13 protein-coding genes are annotated in these 16,050 nt (G+C 66.1%); 5 read left to right on the forward strand and 8 right to left on the reverse strand.

The genetic code is table 11. From position 1 onward, the window contains the following. Positions 1-185 precede the first annotated feature (185 nt). Positions 186-842 carry a peroxiredoxin gene (locus ACZ5CM_RS14860; protein WP_464639760.1) on the forward strand — a complete coding sequence of 219 codons (657 nt, stop codon included), beginning with the start codon at positions 186-188 and terminating at the stop codon, positions 840-842. Here ACZ5CM_RS14860 and ACZ5CM_RS14865 read toward each other — a convergent pair. From ACZ5CM_RS14865 to ACZ5CM_RS14880, 4 genes are all read right to left on the reverse strand, one after another. Then, the gene (locus ACZ5CM_RS14865; RefSeq protein WP_464639761.1) at positions 809-1,555 is read right to left on the reverse strand and encodes a glycosyltransferase family 25 protein; all 747 of its coding nucleotides are present in this window, start codon (positions 1,553-1,555) and stop codon (positions 809-811) included. The two genes, ACZ5CM_RS14860 and ACZ5CM_RS14865, sit on opposite strands and share 34 nt — an antisense overlap. A gap of 85 nt (positions 1,556-1,640) precedes the next feature. Then, on the reverse strand, positions 1,641-4,091 hold the full coding sequence (locus tag ACZ5CM_RS14870; RefSeq protein ID WP_464639763.1) for a GcvT family protein: 2,451 nt from the start codon (positions 4,089-4,091) through the stop codon (positions 1,641-1,643). 118 nt (positions 4,092-4,209) lie between these two features. Then, complete coding sequence (locus tag ACZ5CM_RS14875; protein ID WP_464639764.1) at positions 4,210-6,657, reverse strand: GcvT family protein; 2,448 nt, start codon at positions 6,655-6,657, stop codon at positions 4,210-4,212. Between the two features lie 66 nt (positions 6,658-6,723). Beyond that, positions 6,724-7,293, reverse strand: a complete 570-nt coding sequence (locus ACZ5CM_RS14880) for a helix-turn-helix domain-containing protein (RefSeq protein ID WP_464639765.1) — start codon at positions 7,291-7,293, stop codon at positions 6,724-6,726. Between the two features lie 249 nt (positions 7,294-7,542). Between ACZ5CM_RS14880 and ACZ5CM_RS14885 the strand changes: the two genes are divergently transcribed. The 3 genes from ACZ5CM_RS14885 (at position 7,543) to ACZ5CM_RS14895 (ending at position 10,205) form a co-directional block, all read left to right on the forward strand. Continuing rightward, positions 7,543-7,881: an STAS domain-containing protein gene (locus tag ACZ5CM_RS14885; protein ID WP_464639767.1), complete on the forward strand. Its 339-nt coding sequence runs from the start codon at positions 7,543-7,545 to the stop codon at positions 7,879-7,881. Continuing rightward, positions 7,878-8,345 carry an ATP-binding protein gene (locus tag ACZ5CM_RS14890; protein ID WP_464639769.1) on the forward strand — a complete coding sequence of 156 codons (468 nt, stop codon included), beginning with the start codon at positions 7,878-7,880 and terminating at the stop codon, positions 8,343-8,345. Before ACZ5CM_RS14885 ends, ACZ5CM_RS14890 begins: the two co-directional genes overlap by 4 nt. Positions 8,346-8,627: 282 nt before the next feature. Then, entirely contained in the window at positions 8,628-10,205 is a 1,578-nt protein-coding gene (locus ACZ5CM_RS14895; RefSeq protein ID WP_464639771.1) for a gamma-glutamyltransferase family protein, read from the forward strand. An 18-nt stretch (positions 10,206-10,223) separates the two neighbouring features. On the opposite strand, the gene hspQ is transcribed toward ACZ5CM_RS14895, so the two are convergent. Beyond that, positions 10,224-10,550: a heat shock protein HspQ gene (gene hspQ / locus ACZ5CM_RS14900; protein ID WP_464639773.1), complete on the reverse strand. Its 327-nt coding sequence runs from the start codon at positions 10,548-10,550 to the stop codon at positions 10,224-10,226. A gap of 196 nt (positions 10,551-10,746) precedes the next feature. Between hspQ and ACZ5CM_RS14905 the strand changes: the two genes are divergently transcribed. Next, positions 10,747-11,331, forward strand: a complete 585-nt coding sequence (locus ACZ5CM_RS14905) for a transglycosylase SLT domain-containing protein (RefSeq protein WP_464639775.1) — start codon at positions 10,747-10,749, stop codon at positions 11,329-11,331. 16 nt (positions 11,332-11,347) lie between these two features. Here the strand turns inward: ACZ5CM_RS14905 and ACZ5CM_RS14910 are convergent, their stop codons facing one another. The 3 genes from ACZ5CM_RS14910 to ACZ5CM_RS14920 are packed head-to-tail and all read right to left on the reverse strand — an operon-like array spanning position 11,348 to position 16,016. Then, positions 11,348-11,953: a LolA family protein gene (locus ACZ5CM_RS14910; RefSeq protein WP_464642640.1), complete on the reverse strand. Its 606-nt coding sequence runs from the start codon at positions 11,951-11,953 to the stop codon at positions 11,348-11,350. Positions 11,954-12,011: 58 nt separating this feature from the next. Next, positions 12,012-14,819 carry a DNA translocase FtsK gene (locus ACZ5CM_RS14915; RefSeq protein WP_464639777.1) on the reverse strand — a complete coding sequence of 936 codons (2,808 nt, stop codon included), beginning with the start codon at positions 14,817-14,819 and terminating at the stop codon, positions 12,012-12,014. Between the two features lie 15 nt (positions 14,820-14,834). Continuing rightward, positions 14,835-16,016 carry an aminotransferase class I/II-fold pyridoxal phosphate-dependent enzyme gene (locus tag ACZ5CM_RS14920; protein ID WP_464639778.1) on the reverse strand — a complete coding sequence of 394 codons (1,182 nt, stop codon included), beginning with the start codon at positions 16,014-16,016 and terminating at the stop codon, positions 14,835-14,837. Between the last annotated feature and the right edge of the window lie 34 nt (positions 16,017-16,050).

Below are 16,050 nucleotides of genomic sequence, written 5' to 3' on the forward strand. Positions count from 1 at the left end.
CGGTCGGCGATTTGCCGGCACTGTGTCATTCACGGCAGGAGAGGGCAATAGCCGAGGTGAAATCCCGCCAATCGGCTGCGGGTTTTTCGCGCACATGTCCGGTACCGGGGTGGCATGGGCCAGGCCCGCACCTAGATAGACGGGTGCAATGGTTCGAACGCCACATATCTGACAGGAGGATGAACATGGCTTTGCGCATCAACGACACGGTTCCGAATTTCACCGCCGAGACGGATCAGGGAACCATCACCTTTCACGACTGGATCGGCGACAGCTGGGCGATCCTGTTTTCGCATCCCAAGGACTTCACCCCCGTCTGCACCACCGAATTCGGGGCGGTCGCGCAGCTGGCCGACGAGTGGGAAAAACGGAACTGCAAGGTGATCGGCGTCAGCGTGGACAGCGCCGAGGATCACCGCAAGTGGAAGGCCGATATCGAGAGCTTCGCTGGCACAAAGGCGGACTTTCCGATCATCGCCGATACCGATCTGGCGGTGTCCAAGGCCTTCGACATGCTGCCGGCCGAGGCATATCTGCCCGACGGGCGCACCCCCGCCGACACGGCGACGGTCCGTTCGGTCTTCATCATCAGCCCTGACAAGAAGGTGCAGCTGATGATGACCTACCCGATGTCGGTGGGCCGCAATTTCGCGGAAGTGCTGCGTGCGCTGGATGCGCTTCAGGCCACCTACGAGACGCCGATCGCCACCCCCGCCAACTGGGTGCACGGGCAGGACGTGATCGTGGCCCTGTCGCTGAGCGACGAGGAGGCCCGCGAGAAATTCGGCGAGATCGACGTCAGGCTGCCCTATCTGCGGCTGACGAAGGATCCCGCCGCCTGAGCCCTCTGCGGGCGCAGGGCAACCTGCGCCCGATACCACGCCCGCAGCAGCTCGCGCCGGGGCTTTGAAAGCAGCGGCGGTTTCGTCTGGATGGTGGAGCCGCCAAGCTCATGGGCAATCTCGCGGTTGCCCGAGCCCAGAAGGGCATGGACCGGCTGGCCCGTCACCCAGTGCATCTGAATCAGGGTATCGACGGGGCGGTCGATGTCGGGCCCCAGCGCGAGAAGGCGCGCCGCCGCGTCGCGCCCCACCACCTGGCAGATACATTGCAACCCGATCACCCGCGGCAGGATCAGTTGCATCCCGCCGGCCGCGGCCAGCACCTGCGCCGGCGCCTCGCGCGGCTTCACCGGCAGGCGCACATACATGCCGGGCGTCGCATGAGCCGCAACCAGTTCCAGCGCGGCACCGAAGCGGTCGGGCTCGATGGCAAGGTCGTCCTCGACGATCAGGGCGAAATCCAGCCCTTCGTCGATGATCCGCTGCCAGCATCTGCGGTGGCTTTCGAACACGCCCAGCTCGGCCGGGCGCAGCGGAAAAGGGTAATGCGGACGGTAGAGCGTGCCGGGGTGGATGCGCCCGCGCGCGCCTTCGAAGATGTCGCGCCCCACCACCGCCTCGATGATCTCTGCCCCAGGCAGCAGTGACAGCAGCCGCCGGGCATTGGGCGCGCGACGTTCGTCGCCATTCATGTGGATGATGAAGGACTGCATGGCACCGCATTAGTGGAATGCGGCGCGGTTGGGAACCGCAACCGCGCAGGCCGGGCCGACCGATGCCCGAAGCGCCCGGTGGAGGTCACATCCTTACGCGTTCGGATTTCGGGTCGTAGAGGGGTTTCAGCGATGCCTCGGCCGGAACCCGCCTGCCGGCCACGTCGATCTCGTAGCGCGATGACAGCAGATCGTCCGCCGTTTCGCCGGCGCAGGGGACATAGCCCAGCCCGATCGCGCCCCCCAGATGGTGCCCATAAGCGCCCGAGGTCAGATGACCCACGATCCGGCCATCGCGGATGATCGGTTCGTTGTGATAAAGCAGCGGCTCGGGATCGGTCAGGCGGAACTGCACCAGCCGGCGCTGCAGCCCCTCGTCGCGCTTGCGCAGCACCGCGTCGCGGCCGATGAAGTCGGGCTTGGCGGTCTTGACGGCGAAACCCAGCCCGGCCTCGAGCACATGATCCTCGCAGGTGATGTCATGGCCGAAATGGCGAAACGCCTTTTCGATCCGGGCACAGTCCATCATGTGCATGCCGCACAGCTTCAACCCCAGCCCCTGCCCCGCCTGCCAGATGGTTTCGAATGCGTGTTCGGCCATGTCGGAGGAGATGTAGATTTCCCAGCCCAGCTCGCCCACATAGGAAATGCGGTGGGCCCGCGCCAGCCCCAGGCCCAGCTCGATCTGCCGGGCGGTGGCGAAGGGGAAGGCATCGTTGGAAAAGTCGTCCGGGGATACCGCCTGCATAAGCGCCCGCGCATTGGGGCCCATGACCGCCAGAACGCCCTCGGCCGCGGTCATGTCGGTGATGACCACCCGGTATTCCCCCGCATAGCGGCGCAGCCAGGTTTCGTCGGCCAGCCGCGTTGCCGCCGGGGTAACGACCAGCCAGGCGGTCTCGGACAGGCGGGTCACGGTCACGTCGGCCTCGATCCCGCCGCGGGGGTTCAGGAACTGGGTATAGACGATCCGCCCCGCGGGCACCGCCACGTCATTGCCGCAGACATGGTTCAGGAAGGCCTCGGCGTCCGGCCCTTCGACCCGCAGCTTGCCGAAGGACGACATGTCGTAAAGGCCCAGATTGCCGCGCACCGCCGCGAGTTCCTCGGCCACGTTGTCGAAGAAGTTCTGCCGCCCCCAGGAGTAGCGGTATTCCCGCTCCTGCCCGGGGCGAGCGAACCAGTTGGCGCGCTCCCACCCGGCCAGCTCGCCCATCACCGCGCCGAGGTCGAGCAGCTGCCGGTGGAAGGGCGAACGCCGTACGCCGCGGGCGGTCGCCTTCTGGCGGAAGGGGAAGTGGTCGGCATAGAGCAGGCCCAGCGTTTCGGTCGCCCGTTCGGCCAGGTAGCGGCGGTTGCCCTGGAAGGGCTGCATCCGGGCAATGTCCACATCGCCCAGGTCGAAGGGCTTTTCGCCGTCTTCCATCCATTGCGCCAGCGCCATCCCCGCGCCGCCCGCCGACTGGATCCCGACCGAGTTGAACCCGGCGGCAACCCAGAAATTGTCACATTCGGGCGCCAGGCCCAGGTGATAGGCGTCGTCGGGGGTGAAGCTTTCGGGGCCGTTGAAAAAGGTGTGGATGCCGGCCGCCCCCAGCACCGGCATCCGGTTCACGGCCATCTTGAGGATCGGCTCGAAATGGTCGAAATCCTGCGGAAGCTGGTCGAATTCGAAGCTGTCGGGGATGCCGTCCAGCCCCCAGGGCTTTGCCACCGGCTCGAACGCGCCCAGCATCATCTTGCCCGCGTCTTCCTTGTAATAGGCACATTCGTCCGGGACCCGCAGCACCGGAAGCTGCGGCAGCCCGGCGACAGGCTCGGTGACGATGTAGAAGTGTTCGCAGGCCTGAAGCGGCACGTTGACGCCGGCCATGCGCCCCACCTCGCGCCCCCACATGCCGGCGCAGTTGACGACCTGTTCGCAGGCGATGCGGCCGCGGGCCGTGCCGTCATCGGCAACCCAGTCCACCCCGGTCACGCGGCGGCCGGAACGGGCCATTCCGGTGACCCTGATGCCCTCGCGGATCTCCGCGCCGCGCAGGCGAGCGCCCCTGGCAAGCGCCAGCGCGATATTGGCCGGATCGCCCTGCCCGTCCCTGGGCAGCCAGACGCCGCCCACCACGCCACGGGTATCGAGCAGCGGGTAGCGGGCGGCGATCTCGGCGGTGGAGATTTCCTCGATCTCGACCCCGAAGGCGCGGGCCATGGCGGCCGCGCGGCGCAGTTCTTCCATCCGCTCTGCGGTCAGCGCCACGGTAATCGAACCCACCCGCCGGAACCCCGTGGCGACGCCGGTTTCTTCCTCCAGCCGGCCGTAGAGTTCCTGGCTATATCTGGCCAGTCGGGTCATGTTGGCGGTGGCGCGCAGCTGGGCGATCAGCCCGGCCGCGTGCCAGGTGGTGCCCGAGGTCAGCCGCTTGCGCTCAAGCAGCACCACATCGGTCCAGCCCAGCCTTGTCAGGTGATAGGCGACCGAACAGCCGATCACGCCGCCGCCAATGATGACCACGCGGGCCTTGTCGGGAAGATCATTCATCGATTCATTCCTTTCGGCAGTTTCGGATCGCTGATGCGATCCGACCAGTGGGGGGCTCTGCCCCCCGCCTTCGGCTCCCCCCGGAGTATTTGGAGCAAGAGGAAGGGAGCGGGGCGGGTCATGCGCGGAGTCTTTCGTTTGCCGGGTCCCACAGGGGCCGGTCGGGTTGAACGACGGCCCGGCGGCGTTCGCCGTAGATTTCGACCTCGATTTCGGTGCCCGGGCGGGTCAGGTCGGTGCGCAGCATGCCGAGGGCGATGGAGGCGCCCACCCGGTAGCCCCAGGCGCCCGAGGTGGTTTCGCCCACCACCTCTCCGTCATGCCAGAGCGTTGACATGTAGGGCGCATCCGCCTCGCCCGCGTCCACGACCAGGGTGACGAAGCGCTTTTTCACCCCCTGCCGCCTTTGGGCCAGCAGGGCCGCCTTGCCGGGGAAGTCCTGCGGCTTGTCGAGTTTCACGAACCGGTCGAGGCCGGCTTCGAGCAGCGAGTAGTCGCTGGACAGATCCCCCTTCCACGTTCGGTAGCCCTTTTCGATGCGCAAGGAGTTGAGCGCCCACATGCCGAAGGGTTTCGCGCCGGCACCCAGAACAGCGTCGTGGATCGCGGGCATTTCGGCATTGGCGGCGTGGACCTCCCAGCCCAGTTCGCCAGCGAAGGAGACCCGGGCCAGCAGGACATCGGCCCCGGCGACGGTTGCCCGCTGATGGGACAGCCAGGGCAGCGACAGGTCAGCGTCTCCGGATATGGCCGCTAAGAGGTCGCGCGCCTTCGGCCCGGTAACGATAAGGGTATCGAGATCGCGGCTCCGATCCGTCAGGCTCAGCCCCTCGGGCAGGGCATGCGCGAGCAGTTCGAAGTCGTGCCACTGGGCGGTTGCCGCCGTGATCAGGGTGAAGCGGTCGTCGTCGTGGCGCATCACGCTCATCTCGGTGAGGATGCGGCCCCGGTGGTCGGGGAAATAGGCCAGCCCCATGCGCCCGACCCGCGGCAGGCCGCCGGCGATGCGGGTCAGCAGCCAGTCCGCCGCCCCCGGCCCTTCGAGCTCGAAGCGCGAAAACCCCGGCAGGTCGAGCACGCCGACATGATCGCGCACCGCCTCGCATTCCTCGCGGATGCGAGGCTCCCACGGGCCGGCGCGGCCCCAGGTGCGGGTGGCCTCGGGCGAGGTGTCGTCGCCGGGCCGGGCGAACCAGTTGGCGCGCTCCCACCCACCGTATTCGCCGAACTGCGCGCCCAGCGCGGCCACCCGGTCATGCACCGGCGAGACCTTCTTCGGCCGTCCCGCAGGCCACGTGGCCCAGGGGAAATGCATGGCGTATTCGTGGCCATAGACCTCCATCCCCTTGGCCACGCAATAGTCGTGGTCGGCATGGTCGGTGAAGCGGCGGGGATCGCAGGACCACATGTCCCATTCGGTTGCGCCCTCGGTGATCCATTCCGCCAGCACCTTGCCTGCCCCGCCACCCTGCGCAATGCCGAAGGTGAAGACGCAGGCCTCGAAGGCATTCGGCACACCCGGCATCGGGCCGATCAGCGGATTACCGTCCGGGGTATAGGGAATGGGGCCGTTGATGACCCGGCTGACACCCGCGCGGCCCAGCAGCGGCACCCGCTCCATCGCGTCGGCCACGATGTCCTCGATCCGGTCCAAGTCATCATTCCAGAGCTGAAAGCTGAAATCCTCGGGCATCGGATCGTCGGGCGTCACCCAGTGGGCGCGGCAGTTCGGTTCGTAGGGACCGAGATTGAAACCGTTCTTTTCCTGTCGCAGGTAATAGGACACGTCCACGTCGCGCAGCAGCGGCAGCTTGCGGCCCTGCTCGCGGCTCCAGGCGGCGATCTCGGGGATTTCCTCGGAAAGCAGGTATTGGTGGCTCATCACCATCATCGGCACGGCGCGGCCCCCGAAGGGTTTGAACATCTCGCCCACACGCTGGGCGTAGTAGCCGGCGGCATTGACCACGTATTCGCAGCGAATGTCGCCCTTTTCCGTGTGCACGATCCATTCGCCCCTCTTGCGGTCGATACCGGTGACGGGCGTGAACCGGAGAATCCTTGCCCCCATGTCGCGCGCACCCCGGGCCAGCGCCTGGGTCAGTTGCGCCGGGTCGATATCTCCGTCGCAGGGGTCGAAGAGCGATCCTTCCAGGTCATGGGTTTCGAGGAACGGGTATCGTTCCTTCGTCTCTTCGGGCGACAGGATCTCCATTCCGATGCCCTGGTAGCGCCCCATCCCGGCGGCGCGCTCGAATTCCTGCATCCTCTCGCGCGAATGTGCCAGGCGGATGGAACCGGTGACGTGGTAGTTCATCGGGTAATCGACCTCTTTGCCGAGGCGGCTGTAGAGTTCTGTCGAATACCGCTGCATGTTCATGATCGACCAGGAGGTCGAAAAGGTCGGCACGTTGCCGGCGGCGTGCCAGGTCGACCCGGCGGTAAGCTCGTTCTTCTCCAGCAGCACGCAATCGGTCCATCCCTTGCGGGCCAGGTGGTACAGCGAGGAGGTGCCCACGACTCCGCCGCCGATGATGACAATTCGGGCCGTGGTGGGAAAGTCGGACATGGGGTCAACTCCTGTCATGGGGTCAGAGGCGGGAAGGAGGTCTCGGCAAAGGCATGGGGCGCGGTCTCAGTAAACGGGCGGCGCGATCACCCAGATCGCGACGGCGGGTTCCTGGTAAGGGTTGGCCCAGCGAAACGGTTCGCCGCGAATGCGGAAGCTGTCGCCGGGGTGAATGGTGAAGGCCCGCCCGGCAATGTCCAGGTCAAGCCGGCCGGAGATCAGGTATCCCACCTCCTGCGTGGGTCTTGTCACCGGCGCATCGAGACGACTGCCAGGTGCGAAGGTCGAATGGACCATCTCGAAATCGTCTGTCAGGTCGGGCGAGAGCAGCTCTTCGGTCAGGCCCGGCCTGTCGCGCCCGATCGGCCGGCGGGCGTCCTTTCGGACGACGAAACCGGCCTCTTCGCGGTCGCCGGCGGCAGGGGTGGACAGCATGGACACCGGAACGCCAAGCTCACGGGCGAGCCCCCGCAAGTCGGTAACCGAGGGCCGAGAAAGATCCCGCTCGGCCTGGCTGAGCCACCCGACCGAACGCTCCAGCCGGCGTGCAAGTTCGGAAAGCGTCAGCCCGCGCGCCTTGCGCAAAGCGCGCAGGTCGGCACCCAGTGTACGCGGCGTCGTTTTCTCCGGCGTCATGCGATCGGCTCCATGAAATATTTTCTGCAATTTTCACGATGCCGTTGATTCGTGAAATCTCCAAGGAATTTTTCATCCTTCTCGAAAGTTCCCGGCAATTGCGGATGCCGCGCTGGCCCGGTCGATGCCGAAACTGCTGGGCGGGACGAATTCCGAGCACGGTGAATGCAATGGTCCGGTTTCGGTTCACCAAATGGCAAGAATCGCCATCTAGCCTCGTTCCCGCAGTCGAAAGCAAGGGAAGCTGCAGTGAAACTGACAAGTGTCGAAATGAACGGGGTGCGGGTCGTGTCGGTTCATGCCGACAGGATCGATGCCGCTGCCGTGGTCCGGTTCAAGGAGAACATGCGCAACGCCATACAGGGGGCATCGGGGCGGGTCATTCTCGATCTGTCGGCGGTCGCGTTCATCGATTCGAGCGGGCTGGGCGCGATCGTGGCCTCGATGAAGCGGATGCCCGAGGGGCAACGCCTGGATCTGGTCGGGCTGACACCGATCGTGGAAAAGGTGTTCAGGCTGACCCGCATGGATACCGTTTTCCGGCTGTTTCCCAGCACGGACGCGGCGCTGCAGGCTCAGGCGGCATGAGTGGAGCGCTGCCTGTGCCCGACCCCGCCGCAGAGCGGCGGCACGGTCGCCGTTTCAGTTGCGTGTTTCGCGCGCGTGCGGGGGAAGCCCGCGACGCTCTGCGGTCGGTGATGCAGGCTCTTCGACGCGCCGGCATCGATCCGGTTCGCGGGGGAGAGGTGGAAATCGCCCTGACCGAAGCCGTCAACAACGTGATCGAACACGCCTATGGCGATCCGGAGGCAGGCCTCGTGCGGATGAACCTGACCCTGAGGGGCGGTGTGCTCGTGGTGCGGCTTTCCGACACCGGCCGACCGCTGCCCGAGGGATGCCTGCCCGCAGGGCGCCCGGCGAATCTTGCCGTTCCGCGCAGAATGCTGCCCGAAGGCGGGTTCGGCTGGTTCCTGATTCGCACCCTCGCCGATGATGTCCGCCACGAACGATACAACGGAACCAACACGCTTTCATTGCGTTTCAGGCTGTAACATCCCGCGCCTTGACATCCGGGAGATCGGCGAACCGCCCGGTGATCCGCTCTGTTCGATGCCGAACACACCGGGCGCCGCGAAAATGCCCCAATCCGATCAAGAACCGGCCGGAATCGGCGGCCATAAGGAAAGGGTAGCTGCATATGGCTTCCCTCGGCGCCGCGTGTTCATAGCCCCCACCCAGTGCGCGGCGTCGAGGATTTTTCCCCCCGATCTTCACGTTGGCAAATCGTCCGGACCCGTCTAGTGTCCCGGCGCAACAGCGCGGGAGGGGCATTCATGCGTGATTTCCAGTTGCCGGGCCGATCGGAAGTGTTGTCCATGAACGGCATGTGCGCGACGTCGCACCCGTTGGCAGCACAGACCGCGATCGACATTCTCGGCCGGGGCGGCAATGCCATGGATGCCGCCATCGGTGCTGCCGTTCTGCTCGGGTTCTGCGAACCGCCGATGACAGGGATCGGCGGCGACTGCTTCGTTCTTTACCGGCTGCCGGGCGATGACACGATCCGGGCGCTGAACGGATCGGGCCGCGCCCCGGCAGCGGCCGACCCCGAGCCCCTGCGCGCGGCAGGCCATGATGGCATTCCGCTCAGAAGCGTTCATGCGGTCACCATACCGGGGGCGGTGGATGCGTTCTGCCACCTGTCCGAAACCGTTGGCCGGCTTGGGCTCGACGCCATACTGGCCCCGGCGATCCGCTATGCCGAAGAGGGCGTGCCGGTTGCGCCCAGGGTGGCCTTCGACTGGGAAACCAACGCCCCCGCGCTTCAGGGTGCGGCAAGGCGGAACTATCTGATTGACGGCAGGGTGCCGAAAGTGGGCGATGTCTTCCGTTCGCCCGGACAGGCCGAGGTTCTGCGCCGGATTGCCCGGCACGGGCGGGATGCGTTCTATGCCGGAGAAGTCGCCGAAGACATGGTGTCCACCCTGCAGTCTCTGGGCGGGGTTCATACGCTTGACGATTTCGCCGCCACCCGCTGCACCGAAGCAGAGCCGGTGAGCGGCAGCTACAAGGGGGCAGAACTTTTCGAGCACCCCCCCAACGGCCAGGGCGCCGCGGCGATCCTGCTGCTGAACATCCTGTCACATTTCGACATCGCATCCATGGACCCGTTCGGCGCCCAGCGCGCGCATCTGGAAGCGGAAGCCGCCAAACTTGCCTATGACGCCCGCAACCGCTTCATTGCCGATCCCGATTTTGCCACGCGGATCGAACACATGCTTTCACCCGAGACGGCGCGCCGGCTGGCCGGGCTGATCGACATGAAACGCGCGATGCCCGCCGCTGCCCCGCTGAGCGAGGCCGTGCACAGGGACACGATCTACATCACCGTCGTCGATCGCGACCGCATGGCGGTTTCGCTGATCTATTCGATCTTCCACGGGTTGGGCGCCGGCATCGCCAGCGACCGGTTCGGCATTCTTTTCCAGAACCGCGGGGCCGGGTTCACGCTGCAGGAAGGCCACCCCAACGAACTGGCCGGGGCCAAGCGCCCCATGCACACGATCATTCCCGGCATGTTGCGCGAAGCCGACGGCAGCCTGATGCCCTTCGGCGTCATGGGCGGCGCCTACCAGCCGACCGGACACGCGAGATTTGTCTCCAACCTGACCGATTTCGGAATGGATCTGCAGGCCGCGATCGATGCGCCGCGCTGTTTCCCTGAGGCCGGGCAACTGAAGATGGAAAGGGGATATTCAGATTCGGTCCGGCAGGAGTTGGCCGATATGGGGCATGACGTGATCACCCCCGAGCCGCCGCTGGGCGGCGCGCAGGCGATTCGCATCCGCCCCGACGGCGTGCTGGTGGCCGGCAGCGATCCGCGCAAGGACGGTTGCGCCCTTGGCTGCTGAACCGCGGCAGGGGCGGCGTCAGTTCATCTGAAGCTCGACCGCATAGCTGCCATCCTCGAACTGCCCGAACATGTTGTCGATGTCCGGGTGTTCGACCGGCTCGCCGGAATAGTCGGCGATCAGGTTCTGTTCCGAGACATAGGCCACGTAATAGCTGTGATCGTTCTCGGCCAGAAGGTGGTAGTAGGGCTGATCCTTGGAGGGGCGGTTTTCTTCGGGGATGGCCTGATACCATTCCTCGGTATTGGCGAAGCGGGGGTCGACGTCGAAGATCACACCCCGAAAGGGATGCTTCCTGTGCCGGACGACCTGTCCCAGGTGATATTTTGCATGAGTCTTGAACATTGCCGTGCAGCCCCTACCCTGAATCAATACCTGAAAACAGCCCCAAATGTCCAACCGGCAGGCTGTTTTTCACAGAAACAGATTGTGAACTCTGGATTGACAGTCGCCGGTGTCTCGCGCCGGGGCCGAGCCGGCCAAATGGGATTCCATCACCGCCGGTATTGCGGTACACTTCCCGAAAAAAGGCATGAGGCAGATGAGCAGAACCATTACCGCGATGTTGCTCGTGTTGTTCGTCGCATCCTGCGCGCGCGCCTACAAGGCGCCGCCGCGGAATCTTGACAACGCGTGCAGCATCCTTGCGCAAAGGGGCGATTTCGCCCGCGCCTTCCGCAAGGCCGAACGAAGATGGGGCGTTCCGATCAACGTCCAGATGGCCGTCATCTACCAGGAAAGCCGCTACAAGGGTCGCGCCAAGACCCCGCACCGTTACGTCCTGGGGGTCATTCCGATGGGCCGGCAGAGCAGCGCCTTCGGATACGGGCAGGTCATCGACAGCACCTGGGACCGTTACCGGAAGGAAGCAGGCCGCCGGTGGGCGCGGCGCGACCGGATGAAGGACGTGGCCGATTTCATGGGCTGGTACATGACCACCAGCTACCGCAGGAACGGCATCTCCCTCAGCGACGCGCGCAACCAGTATCTGGCCTATCACGAAGGCCATGCCGGCTATGCCCGTGGAAGCTATCGCCGCAAGGCCTGGCTGCTGCGAGTCGCCGATCAGGTCCAGGCGCGCTCGAACATGTATCGGCGCCAGCTGCAACGCTGCGGCAGGATCTAGCCTCCGTTCCGGGGCCTCAGCGCCCCGGAACGACGATTCCCTCGGGGCCGGAACCGAACAGCGTGTCGCTGAGCGGAATTCCGGTGGTCATCTCGCCCAGCTCGACGGTGGTTTCGCCGCCATTGCCGTCATGGATGATCCACCGCACCAGCGCGACCGGATCGTCCGAAAAGAACATCTCGATCCAGCCATATTCGGGGTTGTCGGGATCCTGCGCCTTCACGATCGTGTAGGTGCCGTCGAAATCGTATCCGACCACCATGCGCGCGCCTTCCAGATCGACGCTCCGGGCCAGGATGATCGAAAGCGGCGTGCGCCGCAGGGGGTAGGTCTCGGGCGGCAGGTTCGACTTGGGGTCGTATATCAGCACCGATCCGGCGCGGGCCACGACGACGCCGCTGTCGGGCGAGTCGTACTCGAACCGCATCCGCCCGGGCCGGCGAATGAAGAACCGCCCCGTGGAGAGCGACCCGTCGTCGTTGACCTGCACGAACGTCGCCCGCGCCGTGGTGATGCCGTTAAGGTAGTCGGAAATCTTCGCGAGCGGCAGTTTCTCGGCCGCCGAGACGGCGGGCGCGGCAAGAGCCAGCGCAAGGGTGAGTGCAAGGGCAAGCTGCTTCATGCCTTCCAGATAATCCGCCCGCATCGGTTTTGAACCCCGCGCCGGCCCCGGCCGCGGCCTATTGCTGCTCCGGCACCAGAATCTCGCGCTTGCCCACGTGATTTGCGGGCGAGACCAGCCCCTCTTCCTCCATCTGCTCGACCAGGCGGGCGGCCTTGTTGTAGCCGATCGCCAGCTTGCGCTGGATGTAGGAGGTGGAGCACTTGCGGTCCTTGATGACGATGGCCACCGCCTGGTCGTAAAGCGCGTCCTCGCTGCCGGTGTTGCCGCCAAGGCCCAGCACCAGGTCGATATCGGCCTCCTTCTCGGCGTCCGGCCCGTCAAGAACGGTATCGACATAGTCCGGCGGGCCGAACTGCTTGAGGTGATTGACCACCTCTTCCACTTCCTCGTCACTGACGAAGGGCCCGTGGCAGCGGGTGATCTTGGCCCCGCCCGCCATGTACAGCATGTCGCCCATGCCCAGCAGCTGTTCGGCGCCCATCTCGCCCAGAATCGTGCGGCTGTCCACCTTCGAGGTCACCTGGAAACTGATCCGGGTCGGGAAGTTGGCCTTGATGGTGCCGGTGATGACATCGACGCTGGGCCGCTGGGTGGCCATGATCAGATGGATGCCGCTGGCCCGCGCCATCTGCGCGAGGCGCTGGATGCAGGCCTCGATCTCCTTGCCCGCAACCATCATCAGGTCGGCCATCTCGTCCACGATGACGACGATGTAGGGCAGGGCCTCGGGGGTCATCTCTTCGGTTTCGAAGATCGGTTCGCCGGTTTCGTCGTCGAACCCGGTCTGAACGGTGCGGGTGAACATCTCGCCCCTGGCCAGCGCTTCGCGCACGCGGCCGTTGTAGCCCTCGATGTTGCGCACCCCCATCTTCGACATCTTGCGATAGCGGTCCTCCATCTCGCCCACCACCCATTTCAGCGCCACCACCGCCTTTTTCGGGTCGGTGACCACGGGCGAGAGCAGATGCGGGATGCCGTCATAGACGCTCAGTTCCAGCATCTTCGGGTCGATCATGATGAGGCGACATTCCTCGGGCGTCAGCTTGTAAAGCAGCGACAGGATCATGGTGTTGATTGCCACCGACTTGCCCGAACCGGTGGTGCCGGCGATCAGCAGATGCGGCATCCGGGCCAGGTTGGCCACCACCGGATCGCCGCCGATATCCTTGCCCAGCGCCAGCGGCAGGCTCATGTTGCTGTCGCCGAAATCGCGGCTGGACAGGATTTCCCGCAGCAGCACCTTTTCGCGGTAGTCGTTGGGCAGCTCGATACCGATAACGCTGCGCCCGGGCACCGTGGAAACCCGCGCCGACAACGCCGACATGGAGCGCGCGATGTCGTCGGCCAGCCCGATCACCCGCGAGGCCTTCAGCCCCGGCGCGGGTTCCAGTTCATACATGGTCACCACCGGTCCGGGGCGGACGCTGACGATTTCGCCCTTGACGCCGTAATCGTCCAGCACGTTTTCCAGCATCCGCGCGTTTTCCTCCAGCGCCTCGTCCGAGAGGTGATAGCGCTCGATGCTGGCCGGGTCGGTCAGCAGGCTGAGCGGCGGGAATTCATAGGCCGGCGCGTCATCCTCGAAGGCCAGCGCCGGCTGCGCCTCCTCCCGGGCCCGGCGCGAGGGAACCGGAGCCTTGCGCGGCGGGTGCTGCACCACCTTGCGCGTCCCGGCCGCAGGCACCACCCGCGGCTGCGCCGGCGGTTCGGTCAGCGGCAGGCCGTCCGCGGCCGGCCCGGCCGGCTGCGCGACAGGTGCGGCTTCGGCATGGACCCCGCCCCGCGCTGCGGTCAGCGGCGGCTCGGGCGGCAACCGGTCCGGAGCGGCCGGCTCGGTCAGCAGTGGCTCGGCGGCATGGGTGGGCTGTGCCGGTTGCTGCCTGGCCTGCACCCGCGCGCGCACCGCGTTGGCAATCTTGGCGCGGATCCGGGCGTCATCGGCAGGCAGCTCTTCCTCGGCAGGGGCGGCTTGCGGCTCGACCAGCTCCGGTTCGGGCATCGGCCCGGCCTTCTTGAGCAGGGTCGGCACGCGCGCGAGAATCCCCGCGCGCGGCTTTTGCTTCGGTTCCGGTTCGGGCGCGGCCCTGACCGAGGCCGTTTCCGGGACCGTTGCCCGGGCCGACGGGGTGCGCGCGACCGTTGGCTTGCTGCCCGGCGCATCGGGTGTGGTGGCGGCACGGGACCCGCGGGCCGCCCGCAGCGCCGACTGTGCCCCCCGGCCCAGCAGGGCGACGATGGCGCCATAGATCAGGACCACCCCCACCACGGACAGCTTCAGCGCGCGCATGACGTCATCGCGGGCAAAGCCCAGAACGAAGACCCCAAGCCCCAGCATGGCCAGCGCCGCCAGAAGAGAAATCAGCTTGACCCCGAACAGCGACCCCACCGGCAGAAGCGTCAGAAGCGCCCCCAGAACCGTGTCTCCGAACAACCCGCCAAGGCCGAAGCTGTGGACCGCGCTCCACCCCGCACCGGGAACCAGCGTCGCGGCATGAACCGATGCCACCGCCACGAAGATCGGCGCAAAGACCAGCCGTCCGGCCCAGCGCTCCTCGCCCCGATGCAGGACGAATCGCAACCCCCAGGCCACCAGCACCAGCGGAATCGCCCATGCCCCCAGCCCCACGATCATGTAAAGCACCGCCGCAGCCGAGGCGCCGAAGGGCCCCAGCCAGTTCTGCACCGGCGCATCGGTCGAAATCAGCCAGTTGGGATCGTCCGGGCTGTAGGATCCGATCATCGCCGCGGCGGCAAGGCCCATCCCGACAAGGATCAGGCCGATCAGTTCCTTGCCCCGTTTCTCGATCGCCTGCGCCATGTTCGTGTCCAGAAGCGGATCGCGGCTGCGTGTCTGAAATGCCATGCCCTGTCCCCTGTCTTATCCATACAAGCAGTCGCGAAGCCGGATCAGCCCGCGCCGCAAATCATTCCCGGGTGCCACCATCGCCACCCTGATATAGCCCTTGCCGGGATTCCCGTCCGGCCCGTCCTGCGCCAGATAGGCGCCGGGCAGAACCCTGACCCCGGTTTCCTTCCACAGCCGCAACGCCGCCCTTTCGCCATCATCCACGCCAAGCCACAGGAAGAACCCGGCCTCGGGGCCGCGATAGCCGGGCACACCGCCCAGGATTTCGTCCGCGATGGCGTATTTTTCGCGGTAGAGTGCGCGGTTTTCCGTCACATGCGCCTCATCCGCCCAGACCCGCGCGGCCGCCGCCTGCAGCGGGCCCGGCAGCGGCGCTCCGGCATAGGCGCGCAGGGTCTTCACGCGGGCGATACTCTGCGCCCCCCCGGCGATGAAGCCCGAGCGCAGCCCCGGAAGATTCGAACGCTTCGACAGCGAATGAAAGATGGCCACCCGTTCGGGATCGGCGCCGGTCTGCGCGGCCACCTCCAGCGCCCCGGGCGGCGGGGTGTCGCGGTAGATCTCGCTGTAGCATTCATCGGCGAAGACGCGGAAATCATATTGCTCGGCCAATGCCAGAAGCGTGCTCCACCAGTTCCGGTCGGCCACCGCACCTTGCGGGTTGGCGGGCGAACAGACATAGGCCGCTGCGACGCGGTTCAGCAGCGCGGGCGGCAGCGCCGCATAATCCGGCAGATGGCCGGTTGCCGCCGTGGCCGAAACGAAGACCGGCTCGGCCCCCACCGAAAGCGCCGCCACCATGTAGACCTGGTAGAACGGGTTGGGGATCAGCACCACGGGCCGCTGGCCGTTCTTTTCCTCGGGGATCAGCGCCATGGCCACGTTGTAGAGCCCCTCGCGCGTGCCATTGAGCGCCATGATCTGCGTCTCGGGGTCGAGATCGACCCCATGGCGCCGCCCGACCCAACCGGCGATGGCCGCGCGAAGCGCGGGCGAACCGTCGTTCGGGGGGTAGCTGTTGAAGCCGGAGGCATTCTCGGCGATGACCTCGCTCACCCATGGCGGAAAGGGGTGTTTCGGCTCTCCGATGGTCATGTGCATGACCTCGCCGCCGGGCGCATGCGCGTCCAGCAGCGCCCGCAGGCGCGGAAAGGCATAGGGCGGCAGGTTCGAAAACCGCTCGGGGAACTGCATGTGTCTGCCTCGGTCCGGGATCGTTGATGCCCCG

It is taken from the genome of Piezobacter thermophilus, from assembly GCF_055386745.1.

What these genes read in the sequence shown, in the direction of transcription:
- ACZ5CM_RS14860 (WP_464639760.1), top strand. Translation starts at nt 186, where the DNA reads ATGGCTTTGCGCATCAACGACACGGTTCCGAATTTCACCGCCGAGACG.
- ACZ5CM_RS14865 (WP_464639761.1), bottom strand. Translation starts at nt 1,555, where the DNA reads ATGCAGTCCTTCATCATCCACATGAATGGCGACGAACGTCGCGCGCCC.
- ACZ5CM_RS14870 (WP_464639763.1), bottom strand. Translation starts at nt 4,091, where the DNA reads ATGAATGATCTTCCCGACAAGGCCCGCGTGGTCATCATTGGCGGCGGC.
- ACZ5CM_RS14875 (WP_464639764.1), bottom strand. Translation starts at nt 6,657, where the DNA reads ATGTCCGACTTTCCCACCACGGCCCGAATTGTCATCATCGGCGGCGGA.
- ACZ5CM_RS14880 (WP_464639765.1), bottom strand. Translation starts at nt 7,293, where the DNA reads ATGACGCCGGAGAAAACGACGCCGCGTACACTGGGTGCCGACCTGCGC.
- ACZ5CM_RS14890 (WP_464639769.1), top strand. Translation starts at nt 7,878, where the DNA reads ATGAGTGGAGCGCTGCCTGTGCCCGACCCCGCCGCAGAGCGGCGGCAC.
- ACZ5CM_RS14895 (WP_464639771.1), top strand. Translation starts at nt 8,628, where the DNA reads ATGCGTGATTTCCAGTTGCCGGGCCGATCGGAAGTGTTGTCCATGAAC.
- hspQ (WP_464639773.1), bottom strand. Translation starts at nt 10,550, where the DNA reads ATGTTCAAGACTCATGCAAAATATCACCTGGGACAGGTCGTCCGGCAC.
- ACZ5CM_RS14905 (WP_464639775.1), top strand. Translation starts at nt 10,747, where the DNA reads ATGAGCAGAACCATTACCGCGATGTTGCTCGTGTTGTTCGTCGCATCC.
- ACZ5CM_RS14910 (WP_464642640.1), bottom strand. Translation starts at nt 11,953, where the DNA reads ATGAAGCAGCTTGCCCTTGCACTCACCCTTGCGCTGGCTCTTGCCGCG.
- ACZ5CM_RS14915 (WP_464639777.1), bottom strand. Translation starts at nt 14,819, where the DNA reads ATGGCATTTCAGACACGCAGCCGCGATCCGCTTCTGGACACGAACATG.
- ACZ5CM_RS14920 (WP_464639778.1), bottom strand. Translation starts at nt 16,016, where the DNA reads ATGCAGTTCCCCGAGCGGTTTTCGAACCTGCCGCCCTATGCCTTTCCG.